This window comes from Aminivibrio pyruvatiphilus (genome assembly GCF_004366815.1).
In the GTDB taxonomy this organism is placed as follows: Bacteria; Synergistota; Synergistia; order Synergistales; family Aminobacteriaceae; genus Aminivibrio; species Aminivibrio pyruvatiphilus.
On sequence record NZ_SORI01000001.1, the window covers coordinates 97496 to 115990 of the forward strand.

Annotated in this window: 18 protein-coding genes; 12 read left to right on the top strand and 6 right to left on the bottom strand. The window is 63.3% G+C overall.

Features of this window, described 5'->3' with window-relative positions; all coding sequences use genetic code 11:
* Positions 1–17 precede the first annotated feature (17 nt).
* The 6 genes from C8D99_RS00345 to C8D99_RS00370 all read right to left on the bottom strand — a co-directional run bounded on the left by C8D99_RS00345 (position 18) and on the right by C8D99_RS00370 (position 8633).
* Entirely contained in the window at positions 18–3530 is a 3513-nt protein-coding gene (locus C8D99_RS00345) for a DEAD/DEAH box helicase (RefSeq protein ID WP_133955193.1), read from the bottom strand.
* Between the two features lie 14 nt (positions 3531–3544).
* The gene (gene pdxA / locus C8D99_RS00350; protein ID WP_133955195.1) at positions 3545–4549 is read right to left on the bottom strand and encodes a 4-hydroxythreonine-4-phosphate dehydrogenase PdxA; all 1005 of its coding nucleotides are present in this window, start codon (positions 4547–4549) and stop codon (positions 3545–3547) included.
* A 5-nt stretch (positions 4550–4554) separates the two neighbouring features.
* Positions 4555–5763 (bottom strand): four-carbon acid sugar kinase family protein, encoded by a 1209-nt coding sequence (locus C8D99_RS00355; protein WP_133955197.1) that lies wholly within the window; start codon positions 5761–5763, stop codon positions 4555–4557.
* Between the two features lie 4 nt (positions 5764–5767).
* Positions 5768–7054, bottom strand: a complete 1287-nt coding sequence (locus tag C8D99_RS00360) for a TRAP transporter large permease (RefSeq protein ID WP_133955199.1) — start codon at positions 7052–7054, stop codon at positions 5768–5770.
* A 1-nt stretch (position 7055) separates the two neighbouring features.
* Positions 7056–7550, bottom strand: a complete 495-nt coding sequence (locus C8D99_RS00365) for a TRAP transporter small permease (protein ID WP_133955201.1) — start codon at positions 7548–7550, stop codon at positions 7056–7058.
* Positions 7551–7652: 102 nt separating this feature from the next.
* Positions 7653–8633, bottom strand: a complete 981-nt coding sequence (locus tag C8D99_RS00370; RefSeq protein WP_133955203.1) for a TRAP transporter substrate-binding protein — start codon at positions 8631–8633, stop codon at positions 7653–7655.
* Positions 8634–9027: 394 nt separating this feature from the next.
* Here C8D99_RS00370 and C8D99_RS15630 point away from each other — a divergent pair, with 394 nt between their 5' ends.
* The 12 genes from C8D99_RS15630 (at position 9028) to C8D99_RS00425 (ending at position 18483) form a co-directional block, all read left to right on the top strand.
* A complete protein-coding gene (locus tag C8D99_RS15630) occupies positions 9028–9156 on the top strand; it encodes a hypothetical protein (RefSeq protein WP_274542650.1) in 129 nt (42 codons plus the stop codon).
* A 56-nt stretch (positions 9157–9212) separates the two neighbouring features.
* Positions 9213–9743, top strand: a complete 531-nt coding sequence (pyrR, locus tag C8D99_RS00375) for a bifunctional pyr operon transcriptional regulator/uracil phosphoribosyltransferase PyrR (protein ID WP_243833803.1) — start codon at positions 9213–9215, stop codon at positions 9741–9743.
* Positions 9727–10653 (top strand): aspartate carbamoyltransferase catalytic subunit, encoded by a 927-nt coding sequence (locus tag C8D99_RS00380; RefSeq protein WP_133955205.1) that lies wholly within the window; start codon positions 9727–9729, stop codon positions 10651–10653. The genes pyrR and C8D99_RS00380 overlap by 17 nt, the downstream gene beginning before the upstream one ends.
* Positions 10654–11958, top strand: a complete 1305-nt coding sequence (locus C8D99_RS00385; protein WP_133955207.1) for a dihydroorotase — start codon at positions 10654–10656, stop codon at positions 11956–11958.
* Entirely contained in the window at positions 11955–12761 is an 807-nt protein-coding gene (locus C8D99_RS00390; protein WP_133955209.1) for an iron-sulfur cluster-binding protein, read from the top strand. The genes C8D99_RS00385 and C8D99_RS00390 overlap by 4 nt, the downstream gene beginning before the upstream one ends.
* On the top strand, positions 12742–13668 hold the full coding sequence (locus tag C8D99_RS00395) for a dihydroorotate dehydrogenase (RefSeq protein ID WP_133955211.1): 927 nt from the start codon (positions 12742–12744) through the stop codon (positions 13666–13668). The genes C8D99_RS00390 and C8D99_RS00395 overlap by 20 nt, the downstream gene beginning before the upstream one ends.
* Positions 13669–13690: 22 nt before the next feature.
* Complete coding sequence (gene pyrF / locus C8D99_RS00400) at positions 13691–14422, top strand: orotidine-5'-phosphate decarboxylase (protein WP_133955213.1); 732 nt, start codon at positions 13691–13693, stop codon at positions 14420–14422.
* Positions 14407–14979 (top strand): orotate phosphoribosyltransferase, encoded by a 573-nt coding sequence (gene pyrE / locus C8D99_RS00405; protein WP_133955215.1) that lies wholly within the window; start codon positions 14407–14409, stop codon positions 14977–14979. The genes pyrF and pyrE overlap by 16 nt, the downstream gene beginning before the upstream one ends.
* 322 nt (positions 14980–15301) lie before the next feature.
* Entirely contained in the window at positions 15302–15694 is a 393-nt protein-coding gene (locus tag C8D99_RS00410) for a hypothetical protein (protein ID WP_133955217.1), read from the top strand.
* A complete protein-coding gene (locus tag C8D99_RS00415) occupies positions 15691–16176 on the top strand; it encodes a hypothetical protein (RefSeq protein ID WP_133955219.1) in 486 nt (161 codons plus the stop codon). Before C8D99_RS00410 ends, C8D99_RS00415 begins: the two co-directional genes overlap by 4 nt.
* A gap of 370 nt (positions 16177–16546) precedes the next feature.
* Positions 16547–17479: a thiamine pyrophosphate-dependent dehydrogenase E1 component subunit alpha gene (locus tag C8D99_RS00420; protein ID WP_274542651.1), complete on the top strand. Its 933-nt coding sequence runs from the start codon at positions 16547–16549 to the stop codon at positions 17477–17479.
* 32 nt (positions 17480–17511) lie between these two features.
* A complete protein-coding gene (locus tag C8D99_RS00425; protein ID WP_133955223.1) occupies positions 17512–18483 on the top strand; it encodes an alpha-ketoacid dehydrogenase subunit beta in 972 nt (323 codons plus the stop codon).
* Positions 18484–18495: the final 12 nt, after the last annotated feature.

An 18495-nucleotide genomic window follows, 5' to 3' on the forward strand; every position in this document is an offset into this window, starting at 1 on the left:
AAGCGGGGCGCCTTCTTCTACTCTTCTCCCGTCCGGTCGTCCCGGATGAGGGCCGCCATCTCCTCCAGGGAGATGCGGGCGGCACCTTCGGCCCCCTCCAGGAGGCTTTCCGCGAGTTCTCTCTTGATCCCGTGAAGGTCCACGATCTTTTCCTCCACCGTGTCCTTCGCCACGATCCTGTACACGGTGACGGGGCGCTCCTGGCCGATGCGGTGGGCCCGGTCCGAGGCCTGGTCCTCCACGGCGGGGTTCCACCAGGGGTCCATGTGGATCACGTAATCGGCGGCGGTGAGGTTCAGTCCGGTCCCTCCCGCCCGGAGGCTGATGAGGAAGCATTCCTTTTCTCCCCCCTGGAAGGAGGCGATCTGCCGCTCCCGCTCCCGGGACGGAGTGGAGCCGTCCAGGTAGGCGTAGGACACTCCGAGCCCGTCGAGGTATTCGCGGATAATGGAGAGATGGTCCACGAACTGGCTGAAGACGAGGCAGCGGTGCCCCCCAGCCCGGAGTTCTTCCAGGATCTCGCCGAAGGCCTCGAGCCTGGAGGAGGGGAGTCCCGCCTTTTCCGGAAGGACGAGAGAGGGGCTGCAGCAGGCCCTCCGGAGCCTCATGAGCTCTGCAAGGACCACGAAACGCTTGTCCCGCCCGTCTCCGCCGGACTCGATCTTGCCCGTCGCCTCCCTGCGGACGGCCTCGTAGACCGCCCGCTCCTCCCGGGTCATCTCCACCCTCAGGACGATCTCCGTCTTGGGAGGAAGCTCGCTGAGCACCTGGTCCTTGGTCCGCCGGAGGAGGAAGGGCCGGACGAGCTTTTTCAGCCGCGCCGCCGCCCCCTTGTTTCCGTACTTTTCGATGGGCACGGCGAAGCGCCTGGTGAAGCCGTCCAGGGAGCCGAGCAGGCCGGGGTTGAGAAAGCGGAAGAGGTTCCACAGCTCGCCGAGGTTGTTTTCCACCGGCGTTCCCGTGGTGATGACCCGGAAGTCGCCCCGGAGCTTCATGGCGGCGGCGGACCGTTTCGTGCCGCTGTTCTTGATGGCCTGGGCCTCGTCCAGGACCACGGTATGCCACCCCACCGACTCGAGGAGGACACCGTCGTGCTGCAGGAGGCCGTAGCTGGCCGTCACCACGTCGAAGGGGCCCAGCTCCTCCAGGAGCTTCTTCCTGTCGCCGTTCCGGTACTCCTTCACCGACAGGGAGGGAGCGAACCGGGCCGCCTCGGCCGCCCAGTTCGGACAGACCGACACGGGGGCCACCACCAGGGCGGGGCCGCCGGGAGCGCGGGCAAGGAGGGCGGCGAGGACCTGGACGGTCTTGCCGAGGCCCATGTCGTCCGCAAGACAGGCCCCGGCGCCCCAGGCGGCGAGCCGGAGCAGCCACCGGTAGCCGTCGGCCTGGTAGTCCCGGAGCTCTCCCCGGAAGGCGGCGGGAAGGTCCGGATTCAGCCGTTCCGCCTCCGCGGCGAGGGCCAGCCTCCTGTGCCATTCGCCGTCGCCTGAGAAATCCTCCGCCCCGGATGTGAGCCGTTCCACCAGGGGGGCGGAGAGGGGAGAGAACCGGAGGTCGGTTCCCTTCCAGTCACCGGCGGCGGCAAGATCCCAGAGCCCTCTGCGGAGTTCCTCGGTGAGGGCAAGAAATTCACCGTTCCCGAGGGGCAGGAAGCGGCTTCCTCCCTCCGAGATCATGCGGCAGGCCTCCCGGAGGGAGACCACCGTCTCCTCGTCCACCCGGATTTCCCCGGTCAGGGCGAACCAGTCCTTCACCGACCGGACCGAAGCTCTGACGGACGAGGCGCCGGCCTTTCCCCGGATCGACAGCCTGTCTCCCCGGGGCCATTCGATCACGGCCCGGTCACCGAGCTCTCCGGCCTGGAGGAGGAAGTCGAGGCAGAGCTCGGGGGAGTCGAGGATCCACCGGTAGTCGTCCGTCTGCTCCCCTTCCCCCAGGGCGGGGCAGAGCAGACGGACCTCGTCGGCCCTCCGGATCTCCTCGTCGAGGGAACGGAGCGCTTTCATCCTCTTTCCCCCGGAAAGGCCGAACACCGCTTTCCCTCCCGTTCCCGGCCTGCCGGCCGGAGTCCCCGGTCCGAGGGGCCGGACGGAAAAGGCGGCGGTGAAGCCCTCCCCGCCGGGGGCGAGCTGGATGTAGATCCGCTCGTCCGCAGGAACGCCGGGAAGGTTCCCCGGGCCGTCCAGGCCGGAACTCACGGGAACGAGAGGCGCCAGGGCCTCGAGGGCCCGGAGGGCCTCCCCTTTCCCTTCGGGGGGAACGGGGATTCCTTTCTCGCCGAGTATCCGGGCTATCTCCAGGTGCTTTTCCTCGAATACGACGGCACGGATGCGCTCCGGCCCTTCCTCGACCGCCACAAGACCCTGGAAGGGACCCTTGGACGGGTGGGGCGCCATGCGGAGAAGCACTCCTGAGGGGAGGGTTTCGGTCTCCACCAGGGGAGGCTCGGCCACGATCTCCACCGGCCGGCCGTCGTCAGCCCGGACGACGGCCGGGTGTCCGGCGAGGGCCTTCAGGATCTTGGCCTGGTCGAACTCGAACCATCGCCTGTAATACCATCCCTCGTATCCGCTCGTCTCCCTGACCGCCCCGGCGGCGGCCGTGTCCTGGCGGGTTATCCAGTCCTCCCGGACGAGGTCGTTCCGAAGGCGCTTCAGGGCCACGGGCCGTCCCTTGCTCCAGTTGCCCGAGGGCTGCAGGACCTGCTCCAGGGGAGTGAAGGAGACGGACCGGATGATTCCGTCGTCATCGCACTCCCAGTCGGCTTCCCAGAGAATTCTCCTGGCCCGCTTTTCCTCCCCGCCCCCGGTCTCTCCGAGGGCCGACAGTGCGGAGAGGGCCAGCATCCAGTTTTCCCTGCGGGGAAGAATTCCGTGGAGGGGGAGATTCCTGGCGACAGGGTTTTCCACCGGGAGTCCAAGAATTTCTCCGAGCTCCGTGGCCAGGAGGTGCGTTTTGCCCTTTTCGCGAAGGCCGTCCAGGGCCTTTTCGAAAAGAGGCCGGTACTCGTCCAGCCTTTCGGGGGCACTCCAGGTGACGCAGAGGGCCGCGAAAAAAAGAAAGGAGGGAGAATACCCCTGCTTTTCCAGCACCTTGGGGGAATAGACGGAGAAGAAGGAGCCGCTCCCCTTTCCCCTGTAGTCGGCGAGAAAACGGAAGAGGGCGTACAGAGAGGAGTAGGGGCTCTTCTCCATTCCTGCCGAAAGATAGGCCGAGGCCTTTTTGAACTCCCCTCCGGCAAGGAGAAGCAGGGGGTGGAAGACTCCTGAAAAGGTCTCATAGCAGACTTTCCGGGAACGCTGCTCCTTCCGGAGACGCTTCAGCCCCGTCTCAAAGAGGTCCAGGGCTTCGGCCCGCCTCCCGTCCAGGAAGGCGAGAATTCCCCGGACGCTGAAAACCTCCGGGGAGAGGATATCCCCGGAGGCCATCTCCGCCGCCGCATCCAGCTTTCCGCCCAGGTACGCCTCCTCTGCAGCCCGGATGCGCAGGTCGTCTCCGGAAAGGACACTGCCGTTCTGTTCGGTCACCGGCACGGTCTCCTTTAAAACGGCCTGTAGAGGGGGGCGATGCGGAAGCAGGCGAGCATGGCTTCCTTCATGCTCACCGGGTTGGCTATGCCCTTCCAGGCGATGTCGAAGGCGGTGCCGTGGTCCACGGAGGTCCGGATGAAGGGGAGCCCGAAGGTGACGCTCACCGTCCGGTAGAAATCGTAGGTCTTGGAGGCGATGTGCCCCTGGTCGTGGTAGAGGGAGACCACTACGTCGTACTTCCCCTGGAGGCCGAAGTAGAATACGCTGTCCGCCGGGACCGGGCCCACCACGTTGATGCCGCGCTTCCGGGCTTCCTCCACTGCGGGGGCGAGAAAGCGGGCCTCCTCGTCGCCGAAGAGCCCGCCGTCGGAAGCGTGGGGGTTCAGGGCGGCCAGGGCGATGGTGCCGGCGGGAAGGCCGATGGAGGTCAGGCATTTCGCCGCCGTTTCAATGGAATGGACCACGTCGTCCGTGGTGAGCCGTTCGATGGCCTGCTTCAGGGAGAGGTGGCGGCTGTGGAAGAGGATGCGGAGCTTGTCCACCAGGAACATGGTGTAGCTCTTCGTCGCGCCGGACATTTCGGCGAGCATCTCGGTGTGGCCGATGTAGGGCTCCTTCGCCGCCTTGAGGGCTTCCTTGTTGATGGGGGTGGTGGCCACTCCGGCGGCTGCGCCGGACATGCAGAGCTCCACGGCTTTCCGGATATAGGCCACCGACGCCTTTCCGGCCAGGGCGGACACATGCCCTACCGGGAGGGCTGCCAGGTCCGGGACCATGCCGAGATCTATCACGGGAAGGTCGTCCGGGGATCCTGAAATGCCGGAAGGGTCATTCACCCTGCGGAGTTTCGCCGGAAGGCCGAGCTTTCGGCTCACCGCCTGCAGGACGGAGAGGTCGCCGATGAGGAGGGGAACGCCCTCTTTCCAGACGTCCGGGTCGGCTATGGCCCGGAGGGCGATTTCCGGGCCCACCCCGGCGGGGTCGCCCATGGGTACTGCGATCACTATAGGTTTCATTGCAATCAAGTCCTTTCCTTTCTCAGCCACTGGACGGCCCTGTAGATGCCGTCCTCCTCGCCGATGAGGCCGCCCTTGGTCACCGCCGCGATTCCGGCGAACTCCCCGTCGAGAATCCGCCCGCCCATCATCAGGGGCTGGATCTCCTCTCCGGGGGCCAGGGAGGCGGCGCCGGAACCTTCGAAGAACATGGCGGCGGTATCGCCGCCGGAAAGAAGTATACCGCAAATTTTCTTTCCCAGGATACGGAGGGTCTCCCGCCCGAGATCCGCCAGCACCGCCGCGGTGGCGTTTTCCGAGCCCCGGACGATCTCCGGGGAGGGACGGATCAGCAGGAAATCCGCATGTTCCTGGAGGTCCGCGAGAAAGGCCCGAAGCCTCGGCAGGGCATTTTCGGTCTGCTCGCCGGGCAGGAGGGTGAACCGGGCACATCGCAGTTTTCCTTCCGTCCAGGCGATTTGCCGGGCCGTCTTTTCCGAGGTGCTCCCGATGACTGCGAGGGCGGTTCCGGCCTTTCGCCCGGGGAGCTTGCGGCCCAGGAAGGCGGCGGTGAAGGGGCCGGGGTCCACGGGGATGATCTCTGCCGCCAGGGAGGCGGCGCCTTCGGCCAGGATCTCGATGTCCTCTCCGGTCATGGCGTCGGCCACCACGACCCTGGTCCCGTTCGAAACAAGAGCGGAGAGCGCTTCGGTGACGGCTGCGGGACCCAGTTTCACCGTTTCCATGGCGACGAGCCCGCATGAAAACTTCCCGGAGAAATAGCCGGGAACGTAGCTTGACGACACTGGCCACAGGGGGTCCCGGGCAACTTCGGTCCGCTCGAGGAGGGAGCCGCCGAGGAGATGATATCCTCCCACGGTGGTCCGCCCTGAGGCGGGGTAGGCGGGAACCACCAGGGCGAGGGCTCCCGGCCGGGCGGAGAGAAGCTCCGCCGTCTCGTCGCAGAGGTGCCCCCTCAGGGTGGTGTCGATGCGCTTCCCGATTCCCGCCGAGGGAGGAAGAAGGGAGGCGAACCGGCGGAAAACCTCTTTCGCCTCCCCGGGGGAGCGCCTGCGGGTGTCGCAGTTGATGACGAGCACGTCCCCGTCCCCGGGGACGGGGACTTCCCCGCCGGGACGGATGATCTGCCGGACGGAAAGCCCCCTGTCCTTCAGAAGGATGGACTGGACAGACGATCCCGTAAGGTCGTCGCAGAGGGCGGCAAAAGATCTCATAATCCTATTTCACCAGCCGGATGATCCCCAGGGAAAAGGCCGGGAAGTTGCTGATGAACATGACGGCGATGATCTCCGCCACAAGGAAGGCGAAAATCTTCCGGGTGATGTCCTCGAGGCGCACGTTGTGGTCCTTCACCAGGGACACGGCAACGAAGAGGTTCACCGCCATGGGCGGTGTGATCATGCCAACGGAGGTGTTCACCACCATGATGATGCCCAGCATCAGCGGGTTCATGCCGATGGACGCCGTGATGGGAAGGAGCAGGGGCGCCATGAGGAGAATGATGGCCTGGGTCTCCAGAAAGATGCCCAGGAAGAGAAGGATCAGGTTGATCAGGGTGATCAGGACGAAGGGGTTGGAGGAGACGGAGACGATCCAGGCGGCGATCTCCGCCGACACCCTGCTGACGGTGATGAGCCAGGACATGGACTGGGACGTGGCGATGACGAAAAAGACCACAGACGTGCTGATCCCGGCCTTGATGATCACCGTCCGGATGGTCTTCAGGTCCAGTTCCCTGTAGATGAAAGCGCTGATCAGAAGGCTGTAGATAACGGCCACGGCGCCGGCCTCGGTGGGGGTGAAGACCCCGCCGTAAATGCCGCCGAGGATGATGAGGGGCATGATGATGGCAAGGATTGAATCCTTCACGGCGGCGAAAAGCTGGCCACGGGTGCGGGGTTCCTCCCTGGGGATGTCGAGCCGGGCGGACTGAACGACCACCACCAGGCTGAGCACCACCGCCAGGAGGATGCCCGGACCGAAGCCCGCGAGGAAGAGGTCTCCGATGGAGACTCCGGCCACCACGCCGAAGGTGATCATGGGAATGGAGGGCGGAATGACCACGCCCAGGGTACCTCCGGCCGCTGCGATTGATGCGGCGAAGGCGGGCGGATAGCCTTTTTTGATCATGGAGGGGACCATGATGCCCCCGATAGCCGCCACCGTGGCGGGATTCGACCCGCTGATGGCGCCGAAGAAGGCGCTCGCGAGGATGGTGATGAGCCCGAGTCCACCCCTGTAGCCCCCCACCATGGCCGAAGCAAGCCTGACCAGCCTGCGGGAAATGCCCCCGTGCTCCATGAGCCCTCCGGCGAGCATGAAGAAGGGGATGGCCATGAAGGGAAAGGAATCTGCGGAGGTGAACATGCGCTGGGCCACCACCGCCGGATTGAGGGGAAGGTTCCCGAAGGTTATTCCGGCGATGGAGGCGAGGCCGATGCTCACCGCCACAGGGATGTTCAGAAAGATGAGGATTATGAGGACGGAAAACATGATTGCCGCCATGCTATTTCACCTCCGGAGTCCCGGCGGAAGCCCGTATGGCGTCCGCCGTTTCCCGAAAGGCCTGGAAAGCCCGGAGGGCCACCAGGAACATACCGAGGGGGACGGCGGAATAGGGAATCCACATGGGGATATACAGGGCTGGAGTGGTCTGCCCCATGAAAATCTGGTGGGCGATGATGTTCCTGTAGTAGTACATGATCATCCCGCAGAAGAAGACAATGATTCCGAGACGGAATCCTTCAAGAAAGAGGCGGATTTTCACGCTCCGGAACCGGTCGGTGAAAAAGCTGACCCCCACGTGGGCCCCTCTCTTCATGCCGAGTCCGGCCCCGATATAGGCCATGAAGACCATGATGTACCGGGCCACCTCCTCTCCCCAGAACATGGGGAAGAGGTTCAGGTACCGGGCGAGGGTGGCGGTGAAGACCACCGCCACCATGAGGGGAAAGAGCAGAAGAAGAGCGTACTCCTCAAAATTGTCGGCAATTTTTCGCATAGCGGACCCCCTGTCAAATAACCTCTCTGGTGCGGGACGCACGAGAGGCCGAAAAGCGCGGGGCGTCCCGGAGGAACGCCCCGCGCAATGCCGCAGGAACGATTACTTCTGGGCGTCGACGAGCTTCTGGATGGCCTCTTTGCCCACCTTCTCCTCGAATTCCTTGTAGACGGGCTGCACTGCCTCGAAGAACTTCGCCTTGTCGGGCTCGGTGATTTCCATGCCCTGGGCCTTGAGGTCGCCCACAAGCTGCTTCTCGATTTCGATGCAGAACTCCCGCTCCCAGTGGCGGGCCTTCAGCTCGGCCTCGGTGAAGATCTTCCGCTGTTCTTCCGTGAGGGTTTTCTCCCAGAAGTCCTTGTTGATGAGCAGGATGGCCGGGGCGTAGAAATGTCCCGTCAGGGAGAGGTATTTCTGCACCTCGGCGAACTTGGAGGTGGAGATGATGATCAGCGGGTTTTCCTGGCCGTCCACGGTGCTCTGCTGCAGGGCGGTGAAGAGCTCCCCGAAGGGCATGGGAACCGGATACGCGCCGAGGGTCTTGAATGTGCCCACGTGGATGGGGTTCTCCATGAGGCGGATCTTGAGTCCCTTGAGATCATCGGGAACGGCCACGGGCCTCTTGGAGTTGGTGAGCATCCTGAAGCCGTTTTCCCAGATTCCGAGGCCGACCATGCCCTTGGAAAGGACGGAGTCGAGGATTTTTCTTCCCTCGGGGCCGTCCATCCAGGCGTAGGCTTTCTGGCGGTCCTGGATGATGAAGGGAAGGTCGAAGACGAGGAAGGCATTCGTGAAGTTCGCAAGGGGAGCGGAGGAGACCAGGGTCATCTCCAGGGTTCCCATGGAGACTCCTTCGATGGCGTCCCGCTCCGATCCGAGCTGGGACGAATGGAAAATCTGGAGTTCGATCTGTCCGTTCGTGGCCTCGCCGAGGAGCTTTCCGAGGTGTTCGAGACCCTTGTTGTAATGGGAGTCGGGGGCGATGGTATGGGCTACCCGGACGACGATTTTATCGGCGGCAAGGGCGGTTCCCGCGGCGAAAAGGACTAGGCACACGGCGACAAGACACAGCAGCTTCTTCATGGGTTTATTCCTCCTTGTGTACGGATCTTTTCGATGGGATACGGAACAAAGCTGAAAAAACAGGCCGCATTTCTCTTTCCCGACGAGATTTTCATCCCCCTTCCCTCAGGGGGGCGGCATGAGCGGGCGCCCCCGACCGTAAACTGCTCTTCACAAAGCCGGACAATGTGAAAAGAATAATACTCCGAAAAAAGATTCGATGCTATATTATTAATATATTCACAATTGAAGCGAACATCCTGTGAAACAGGCGGTTCTTTGCGGGTTCCCCCTTCCCGCTGCCTGCGTATTTGGATGCAACATATTTTGATGCAACATATTTTGATGCAACCGCTTGCATCAATTTGGGTTTTGTGGTATCCTTCCTCCAGTTCAGGAAAAGGAGGCGGGTGCCATGAAGAACAGACAGGATGTCCGGTATTGCTGCCCGGCCCTTTTCCGCTTTGTCGAAAATGTTCTCATGCCTTTCTCCCGCCGGGAGAAGGGCTCTTTTTTTACCATACGAAAGGGGATGGGGAAGTGACGGCACAGGCAGAACGCAGATGGGCGGAAAAAGCCTCGGTCCTGGGTGCGGAGGACATGGAGCGGGTGCTCCGGCGGATCGCCGTGGAGATCGTTGAGCGGAACAAAGGGCTGGAGCGGGTGATCCTGCTGGGCATCCAGAGAAGGGGCGTCTATCTCGCGGCCAGGCTCCGGGAGATGATGAAGGAAGCGGAGAAGGTGAAGGTTCCCACGGGCGAACTGGACATCACCCTCTACCGGGACGACATCTCCGTCCTCGCCGACCAGCCGGTGGTGCACAGCACCTCCGTTCCCGGCGACATCACGGGGAAAAAGGTGGTTCTCGTGGACGATGTCCTTTTCACAGGCCGGACGGTACGGGCTGCACTGGACGCCATCACGGACCTCGGAAGGCCCGAGCGGGTTCAGCTTGCCGTGCTGGTGGACAGGGGACACCGGGAGCTGCCCATCGCGGCCGATTACGTGGGGAAGACGGTCCCCACGTCCAGGGCGGAGAACGTGGAAGTCCGCGTGAAGGAACTTGACGGCGAGGACAGGGTTGTTATCTGCGAACGTACGGGAGGGACGGAAAGTGGAGTGGAGGCATAAGAATCTCATCACCCTTGAAGGGTGGACGAGGGAGGATCTCGGCTTTTTTCTCGACCAGACGGAGTACATGGAGGAACTGCTGAACAGGCCCATAAAGAAGGTTCCCGCCCTTCGCGGGAAGATCGTCATGAACTGTTTCTTCGAGAATTCAACCAGGACGAGAGCTTCCTTCGAAATAGCGGGAAAGGTGCTCTCCGCCGACGTCATAAACTGGTCCTCCTCCGGGTCGAGCGCGAGCAAGGGCGAGACCCTGCGGGACACCGTGTGGACCCTGGAGGCCATGGCCGCGGACGCGGTGGTGGTACGCCATGGAGAGGTGGGGGTTCCCGACTATCTCGCGAAGAAGCTCACAAAGGCTTCCATCTTCAACGCGGGGGACGGAACCAACGGGCATCCGACCCAGGCGCTGCTCGACCTGTATACGGCGAGGCAGAAACTGGGAAACCTCGAAGGCGCGAAGATGGCCATCATCGGGGACGTGCTCCACAGCAGGGTGGCCCGCTCGGATATCCAGGCCTTCAGGAAGATGGGCGCCCATGTGACCCTCAGCGGCCCGGCGACCCTTATGCCGGAGAACACGGCGTCCCTCGGCGTGGAGTATGTTTCCGACGCCCGGGAGGCCGCCGAAGGGGCGGATATTCTCTACTTCCTGCGGATGCAGCGGGAACGGCAGGAAGACGGCCTCATTCCATCCATTGACGAATACCATCGCCGCTGGGGCGCCACCGACAGCCTTGTGTCCCTTGCCTCGCCCAGGGCCGTGGTGATGCATCCCGGGCCCATGAACCGAGGAATGGAGATAGCGTCGTCCGTGGCGGACGGCCCCCGGAGCGTCATCCTCGATCAGGTCCGGAGCGGAGTGGCGGTCCGGATGGCCCTTCTCTACCTTTGCCTTGGAGGTGTGCGATAGATGATACTGCTGAGGAATGCCAAAATTTTCGACGGCGAAAACCTCGGGAAGGCATGCGAGGATCTTCTCCTGAAGGACGGCGTGGTCGCCCGCAGGGGCACGGACCTCTCCGCGGAGGGAGCCGAGGTGTTCGACCTCGGGGGGAAGCTGGCATGCCCCGGATTCATTGATCTTCACGTTCATTTCCGGGATCCAGGCTATGAATGGCGGGAGAATACGGAAAGCGGAGCCCGGGCGGCCGCTGGAGGCGGCTACACCACGGTGGTGACCATGCCCAATACCGATCCCGCGGTGGACAATCCCGTGACCGTGGAATACCTGGTAGCCCGGGGAAAGAAGGCCGGGGCTTCGAGAGTGCTTCCGGCGGGGTGCGTCAGCAGGGGGCGCCAGGGAAAGCAGCTCGCGGAACTTGCCTCCATGGCCGAGTCCGGGGCGGCGTTTTTCACTGACGACGGCGCCCCGGTATCGGACGCGAAACTGCTGAGGACAGCCCTTCTCTACACGAGAGACCTTGACGTGAGAATCATGGAGCACCCGGAGGAGCCGTCCCTGAGCGCGAAGTCCCAGGTGAACGAGGGAGCGGTCTCCGCGGCGAGCGGCATGAAAGGATGCCCCGCCTCCGCCGAGGTCATCGACATCCAGCGGGGGATTATCCTGAGCCGGGAGACGGACAGCCCGATCCATTTCACCCACGTCAGCACGGAGCTGGGAATAGAGGCCATCCGGCAGGCAAAGAAAGAAGGGCTTCCCGTTACCTGTGACGTGACTCCCCACCACCTTTCCCTCGACGAGACATACGTCCTTGTCAGCCGGTATTCCTCGGCCTACAAGGTGAATCCGCCCCTCAGAACGCGAAAGGACGTCAAGGCGCTGTGGGACGCCGTCGCCGACGGCACGGTGAACGCCATAGTCACCGACCACGCACCCTACCACCTGGACGACAAGGATGTCCCCTTCCAGGAGGCCCTGAGCGGCATCGCCTCCCTGGAGTGTGCTGTCGCTGTGGTTCTGGACACCTGGGCCAAGACAGGAAAGCCCGTTCCTCTTGAGCGTCTTCTCGGGCTCTTCACCTCCGGCCCCGCCGCCCTGCTTTCCCGTCAGTGGCGCTCCCTGGGGGCGCTGAAGGAAGGATCCCCTGCCGACGTCACGGTGCTCGACCTTGAAGCGATTCACAGGGTGGACGTGAACCAGTGGAAGAGCAAGGCGCGCGTCTGCCCCTGGGACGGCGAAATGCTCCAGGGGTGGCCCGTCATGGCGATGGTGGACGGTAAGGTCGTCATGAACAGGCTGAAGGATAAGGAATGAACTGCGGCGGCGGTTCCCCGCGGGATTATGCGGCGGCGGTCCTCGGGCATCGCCCCCTCGGCGACGGCTCCGGGCTGCTTGCGGTCAGGTGCGGGGAGATAGCATCGTCCGCGGAGCCGGGCCAGTTCGTTCTGATACGGCCGGGAACGGGGAACGATCCCTTCCTGGGGCGCCCTCTCGCGGTGGTGGACGCCGCAGGCGATGTGTTCAAGATGATTTACAGGGTTGTCGGGAGGGGGACCGCCCTCCTGGCTGCAAAACGTCAGGGGGACCCCGTCACGGTGCGGGGCCCCATAGGAAGGGGCTTCTTTTCCGCCAGGGGAGAAAAGCCCCTTCCCCGGAAGGTGATCCTTGCCGGCGGCTCCGTGGGGGCGGCTCCCCTGCTGTTCGCCGCCCGCAGACTGGGCATGTCCCGGATTGAAAGGACCGTCATGGGGGTGGCCGGAAAAGGCTGGGAAGGTTTCGCCGAGTGGCTGAAGGAGGCCTTCCCGGGCGTGGATCTGTACTCCGACGACGGCACCGCCGGGACAAAGGGAACGGTGCTTTCCGGCCTTCCCGATACGCTGCCCGGAGACACGGAACTCTGGGCCTGCGGTCCCCAGGGCATGCTCAGGGCCATAGCTGCGAAGTATCCCCGGGACGGGGGCCGGATACTGGCAGCCCTGGAATCGAGGATGGCCTGCGGCATGGGCGGATGCCTGGGGTGCGTCATCCCCACGGTATCGGGAAACCGGAGGGTGTGCGTGGACGGGCCCGTCTTTACGGCCGAGGAGGTGAAGTGGAATGAACTCTCTTCGTGCTGATCTTTCAATCGCCGTGGGCGGACTGAACCTTGAAACTCCGCTGGTGATCGCCTCGGGGGTGTGGCCCTACGATCCCGCCCTCTGGTCTCCGGAGCGGCTGGAGGGAGTGGGCGCCCTCTGCACCAAGGCCGTGAGCCTTCAGCCCCGGGAGGGGAACCGGGGAGTGCGGGTCTGGGAAACCCCCTGCGGCATGCTGAACAGCATCGGCCTTCAAAACTCCGGCGTCCGCGGATTTCTGAAGAACGCCCTCGCCGTGGTGCGGAACTCGGGCCGTCCCTTCCTCGTGAACATCGTCATGGAATCGGCACAGGAAGTCCGGGAAAACCTCGCCCTTCTCCGGGATGCCCCTGAAGGCATAGAGGCGGTGGAACTAAACATCTCCTGCCCCAACGCCGACTGCGACGGCATGGCCTGGGGCATTTCACCGGAGAGCGCCGCCCGGGCGGTGGCCATTGCCAGGAGCGAGTGGAAGGGGCCCCTGTGGGTCAAGCTCACCCCCCAGGCTCCTGACCTTCCCGCCGTGGCGAAAGCCGCGGAGTCGGAAGGAGCGGACGCCCTGGTGTGCGGCAACACCTGGCTCGGCATGGCCATGGACCTGAAAGGGAAGCGGCCGGCTTTTCAGCGGGTGACGGCAGGCCTTTCGGGGCCGGCGGTGTTCCCCCTGGCGCTCCGGACAGTGTGGCAGGTCTGCGGGGCCGTGTCCATTCCCGTGGTGGGGTGCGGCGGCGTGTCCCGGTGGGAGGACGCGGCGGCCATGATCCTCGCCGGGGCCTCCGCGGTGGAGGTCGGAAGCGCGCTGTTCACCGACTTCGACCTTCCCCGGAAAATTACGGAGGGCCTCGCCGGCTATCTGGCGGAAGAAGGACTGGCGGACCTTGCGGGTCTCGTGGGTCTCGGACGGAAATAAAGGGAAAGACGGGAGGAAGAAGATGGGCAAAGGACTGAATCATCTCATTCTCGCCCTGGACGTGGAACGGGTGGAGGAAGGCAGGGAACTGCTCTCCGCCCTCAGGGGAGAACTGAAATACGTGAAAATCGGCCACCAGCTCTACGCCCGGGGAGGAATTTCCTTCCTGAAGGAGATCATGGCCATGGACTATGCCGTTTTCCTGGACATCAAGGTCCACGATATCCCCAACACCGTTTTCATGGCGGTGGACGCCCTGGCGTCGGAGGGATTGTGGGCCCTGACCCTCCACTGCGGGGGAGGACGGAAGATGCTCGAGGAGGCCAGAAGGGCGAAGGAAAAGGCGGGCTCGGGAACGAACCTGCTGGGAGTGACCGTACTCACCAGCTTTGACGAGGCCTCATGGGAGGAAGTGGCTCCGGGGTGCTCCCTCCCGCTGGCCCTGGAGAAGCGGGCCTCCCTGTGCAGGGAGACGGGCATGGACGGCATCGTCTGCTCTCCCCTGGATCTCCCCGTGGTCACCGCCGCCGGAAAGGGGCTGTTCACCGTGGTGCCCGGCGTCCGTCCGGCGTCCGTGAACGACGACCAGGCCCGAACGGCAACCCCGCAGAGAACCATCGGCAGCGGAGCAGATTATATCGTGGTGGGGCGCCCCATAATGAACGCTCCCGACAGGATCGCCGCGGTGAGAAGCATCGCCGCCGCCGTGGAGGAGGGATTGTCCTGGAGGAGCGGGAAATGCTCGAACAGCTGAAAGAAATGATGAAGGAAAGCGGCGCTCACCTCGAGGGCCATTTCCTGCTCACATCGGGAAACCACAGCAGCGACTACATGCAGTGCGCCCTGCTGCTCCGCTTCCCCCGGTACGCCGCCTTCGCGGGGGAAGCCCTGGCGGAAAAGATTGCGAAATACTCGCCCGATATCATCGCCTCACCGGCCCTCGGCGGGCTTATCATCGGCCATGAAACAGCCAAAGCCCTGGACGTCCCCTTCATCTTCTGCGAACGGCAGGACGGCGCCATGACCCTCCGGCGTTTCCCCTTCCCGGAGGGCAAAAGGGTGGTGGTCATCGAGGACGTGGTGACCACAGGCGTCTCCAGCGGCGAAGTGGGCGCCGTGCTCGCCGCCGGCGGGGCTGAATGGGTGGGGACAGGAGCGGTCATCGACCGGAGCGGGGGAAAATCCTCCCTGCCCTCGGCGCCGGAGTCCCTGTGGAAGGTGGACTTCCCCCTCTGGAAGCCCGGGGAGTGCCCTCTCTGCGCAAGGGGAATCCCCCTGGTGAAGCCCGGCAGCAGGCCGAAAATAAGCTGAAACGCCTCTTTTCCCTTCGCTGAAAACCGAGCCCCCTTTCGCCTAAATCCGCAGCTCTTCCCGGCAGAGGGAGTGTTGCCGGGCATAAGGTGAATTCGCCCCGCCAGGGGCGAAGAGATGACCCCCTGGGGGGCAGCGCCCGGGCCGAGAAACCGACAAGGATGTCGGTTTCAGGTGCAGTTGTCAAGGACGACAATCTGCACCGGCGGCCCAAGCGAGCACCGGTGACGCTCCCCGCTGCCTGCGGATTTGGATTTCGGGGGCTTTTTTTCTTTCCTTCCCTCTGCGGTGATACAATGGACATTTGAAAGGAGCGGAACGGATGAAAAAGAGAGCGGCAGTTTTCTTTCTCGCTGCGGCGGCGGTTGGGGTGCTCCTCGTCCTGGCCCTTGGAGGCCGAAACGGCGGAGACGGGCAGACAGGCGGAAACCACGGGGCGGCACGGGCACTGAGGGCTGCGGCCATCGCCGGGGAACTCGTTTCCGTGGCCAGGTCCCAGCTGGGCTCCCTCTCCGGGGATGCCCGGAAGGACGTGGAGACGATCGTCCGGGAGCTGGAGGACGGGGCGGAACGGGTCCGGCAGCTTCTTGCGGACTCCGCACCGGGAGAAACCATCGATGCGGCCGCTGAAACCCTCGAAAAACTGCTCTCCGAAATCATCACCGATTACCGCCCCGAACCTCCACAACAAAGGGAAGGGAGCGCATCGCCGTGACGACGAACGAGGAAACGGTCCGGATCGCCCAAAGGGTGAACGGAATGGTGAAAGCCTACATGGCAGTTCAGGATGACCTGTTCCGGCCGTCCCTCCGGAAGATTCTCAGGATTCCCGGAATCTACCAGCCGGTGGATTACGAAAAAAACGGGGAGATCCTCGAGGGACTCCTGGAGGATCTCGCCGGGGTCAAGTCGGCCATACGGCACGATGTTCCTGACTCATCCCTGCAGGAAACCCGCTTTCTCGGGGCCCTCAGAGGGTACGTTTCCCTTATGGGCAGTGCGGTCGGGAAGCTGCGGTTCATCTGCGGCAGGCTCGGGGAGCGGAGCAGGGGGGCTGCCTACGGGAAAGAGGAGTACAGGAGCGACATGACGGAGCTGAGGGTCATCCAGAAGAAGCACCTCGAAGCGGGACTGAAGCTCAACGGCATGATGAAGGAGCTGGCGGACGGCGGACAGGAAGAAGGATCGGGAGCCTGAGGTTTCTGCTTCGCATTGAATAAAAAAAGCGTCCCTTTCCGGGAGTATCCGGAAAGGGACGCTTTTTTTAATCCGCAGCCTAAAAACTCCTTTGGACTGATAGCAGAACAGTGATCAGGAACTGCCTGAGAAGAAACAAACCTTCCCGGTGCGGAGCATTGATCAGGAGCAGAAACGCGGGAAAATCCACATCGAAATTCGAAAAAGAACCAGCAGGGCATGGGAATTCAGGGCGGATTCCCGATCTTGACAGTTTTCAATATATCAGATAATTTCTTCTAGAAAAAATTTACTGTCAGATTTGGTAATTTAGTTTTATCCGCAAGGAGGGAAAACGGGTATGGAGATCAGTAGGGAAACGCTACTCGGGATGTACCGGAAGATGCTGACCATCAGGAGATTCGAAGAGAGGGCCGCGGAGCTTTATGCGGCGGGGAGGATGCCGGGATTCGTTCACCTCTATGTGGGCGAAGAAGCTGTGGCGACGGGAGTCTGCGCCTCTTTGACGGACAGGGATTTCATCACGAGCACGCATCGGGGGCACGGGCACGTGATCGCCAAGGGCGGAAAAACCGAGCTGATGATGGCGGAACTGTACGGGAAGGCAACGGGATACTGCAAGGGAAAGGGCGGCTCGATGCACATCGCCGACGTCGACCTCGGCATCCTCGGGGCCAACGGAATTGTCGGGGCCGGGCAGCCGATCTCCGTCGGGGCGGCGTTCGCCTGCAAGTACAGGAAAACGGACGCCGTTGCGGTCTGCTTCTTCGGAGACGGCGCCTCCAACCGCGGCACTTTCCACGAAGCGATGAACATGGCTTCTTCTTTCAAGCTGCCGGTCGTCTTCGTCTGCGAGAACAATATGTACGGCATCTCCAACTACCAGAAGCACCATATGAATATCAGCGACATCGCCGACCGCGCAGGGGCGTACGGTGTGCCGGGGGTCAGCGTGGACGGGAACGATGTGATCGCCGTCTACGAGGCGGCCTCGGAAGCGGTGGCGCGCGCCCGCCGAGGCGACGGGCCGAGCATCGTCGAGTGCAAGACGTGGCGCCAGCGCGGTCATTTCGAGGGTGACCCTGCGAAGTACAAGGATCCGGAGGAGCAGAAAGCGTGGCTCGCAAAGGATCCTATCCCGCGCATCGAGGCCAAGCTGATCGAACTGGGCATGGCGACGCAGGCCGATCTCGACCGGATGAGGGCGAAGGTCAACGAGGAGATCGAGGCGGCAGTGAAGTTCGCCGAGGACAGCCCCGAACCGGGGGACGACGAACTTCTCACCGACGTGTGGGCCGGCTGACCGGCGCGGATGATTGAAGGAGAGTGGCGAAAATGGCACAAATGACCTATATGGAAGCGCTCAGGGACGGAATGCGGATGGAGATGCGCCGGGACAGGAACGTCTTTCTCGCCGGAGAGGACGTGGGGTTCTTCGGCGGGTGTTTCGGCCAGACGGCGGGCCTCTTCGACGAGTTCGGCAAGGAGCGGGTAGTGGATACCCCGATCACGGAGACCGCGATCCTGGGACTCGGCGTCGGTTCTGCCGCAGCAGGGCTCCGTCCGATCGTCGAGCTGATGTTCATGGACTTCATGGGTGTCTGCATGGACGAGATCAACAACCAGGCCGCCAAGATGCGCTACATGTTCGGCGGAAAGGCCAAGCTCCCGATGGTGGTCCGCACCACGTGCGGCGCGGGAATGTCCGCAGCCGGGCAGCATTCGCAGTCGCTGGAGGCCTGGCTTGCCCATATTCCCGGGGTCAAGGTGGTCATGCCCGCGACTCCGGCCGACGCCAAGGGGCTGATGGAAGGTGCCGTCCGTGACGACAATCCCGTCTTCTTCATCGAGCACAAGGGGCTCTTCGGGCTCTCGGGCGAGGTGCCCGAAGGGGAGTACGTCGTGCCTCCGGGGAAGGCGGCCGTGCTCCGAGAGGGGAAGGATGTCTCCCTGATAGCGTGGTCGGCGATGGTCCACAGGGCGCTCGCCGCCGCGGACATTCTGGAGAAGGAAGGGATCTCCGCCGAGGTGGTCGATCTGCGGAGCATCGTGCCGCTGGACAAGAAAGCGGTTCTCGACTCCGTCTGCAAGACGGGGCGGGCCGTCGTCATCCACGAGGCCTGCCGTACCGGCGGCTTCGGCGGCGAGATCGCAGCCATAATCGCCGACGAGGCCTTCGACAGCCTCAACGCGCCGGTGAAGCGGGTCACCGCGCCCGACACGCCGGTTCCGTTCAACGCGCGGCTGGAGAAGCTCTACATACCGAGCGCGGAAAAAGTCGTCCTTACCGTCAAGGAACTCTTTTAATTCCCCTCAGGC

What these genes read in the sequence shown, in the direction of transcription:
- C8D99_RS00395 (WP_133955211.1), top strand. Translation starts at nt 12,742, where the DNA reads ATGAACTCTCTTCGTGCTGATCTTTCAATCGCCGTGGGCGGACTGAAC.
- pdxA (WP_133955195.1), bottom strand. Translation starts at nt 4,549, where the DNA reads ATGAAACCTATAGTGATCGCAGTACCCATGGGCGACCCCGCCGGGGTG.
- pyrR (WP_243833803.1), top strand. Translation starts at nt 9,213, where the DNA reads ATGGAGCGGGTGCTCCGGCGGATCGCCGTGGAGATCGTTGAGCGGAAC.
- pyrE (WP_133955215.1), top strand. Translation starts at nt 14,407, where the DNA reads ATGCTCGAACAGCTGAAAGAAATGATGAAGGAAAGCGGCGCTCACCTC.
- C8D99_RS00370 (WP_133955203.1), bottom strand. Translation starts at nt 8,633, where the DNA reads ATGAAGAAGCTGCTGTGTCTTGTCGCCGTGTGCCTAGTCCTTTTCGCC.
- C8D99_RS15630 (WP_274542650.1), top strand. Translation starts at nt 9,028, where the DNA reads ATGAAGAACAGACAGGATGTCCGGTATTGCTGCCCGGCCCTTTTCCGC.
- C8D99_RS00365 (WP_133955201.1), bottom strand. Translation starts at nt 7,550, where the DNA reads ATGCGAAAAATTGCCGACAATTTTGAGGAGTACGCTCTTCTTCTGCTC.
- C8D99_RS00360 (WP_133955199.1), bottom strand. Translation starts at nt 7,054, where the DNA reads ATGGCGGCAATCATGTTTTCCGTCCTCATAATCCTCATCTTTCTGAAC.
- C8D99_RS00355 (WP_133955197.1), bottom strand. Translation starts at nt 5,763, where the DNA reads ATGAGATCTTTTGCCGCCCTCTGCGACGACCTTACGGGATCGTCTGTC.
- pyrF (WP_133955213.1), top strand. Translation starts at nt 13,691, where the DNA reads ATGGGCAAAGGACTGAATCATCTCATTCTCGCCCTGGACGTGGAACGG.
- C8D99_RS00390 (WP_133955209.1), top strand. Translation starts at nt 11,955, where the DNA reads ATGAACTGCGGCGGCGGTTCCCCGCGGGATTATGCGGCGGCGGTCCTC.
- C8D99_RS00410 (WP_133955217.1), top strand. Translation starts at nt 15,302, where the DNA reads ATGAAAAAGAGAGCGGCAGTTTTCTTTCTCGCTGCGGCGGCGGTTGGG.
- C8D99_RS00420 (WP_274542651.1), top strand. Translation starts at nt 16,547, where the DNA reads ATGTACCGGAAGATGCTGACCATCAGGAGATTCGAAGAGAGGGCCGCG.
- C8D99_RS00425 (WP_133955223.1), top strand. Translation starts at nt 17,512, where the DNA reads ATGGCACAAATGACCTATATGGAAGCGCTCAGGGACGGAATGCGGATG.
- C8D99_RS00385 (WP_133955207.1), top strand. Translation starts at nt 10,654, where the DNA reads ATGATACTGCTGAGGAATGCCAAAATTTTCGACGGCGAAAACCTCGGG.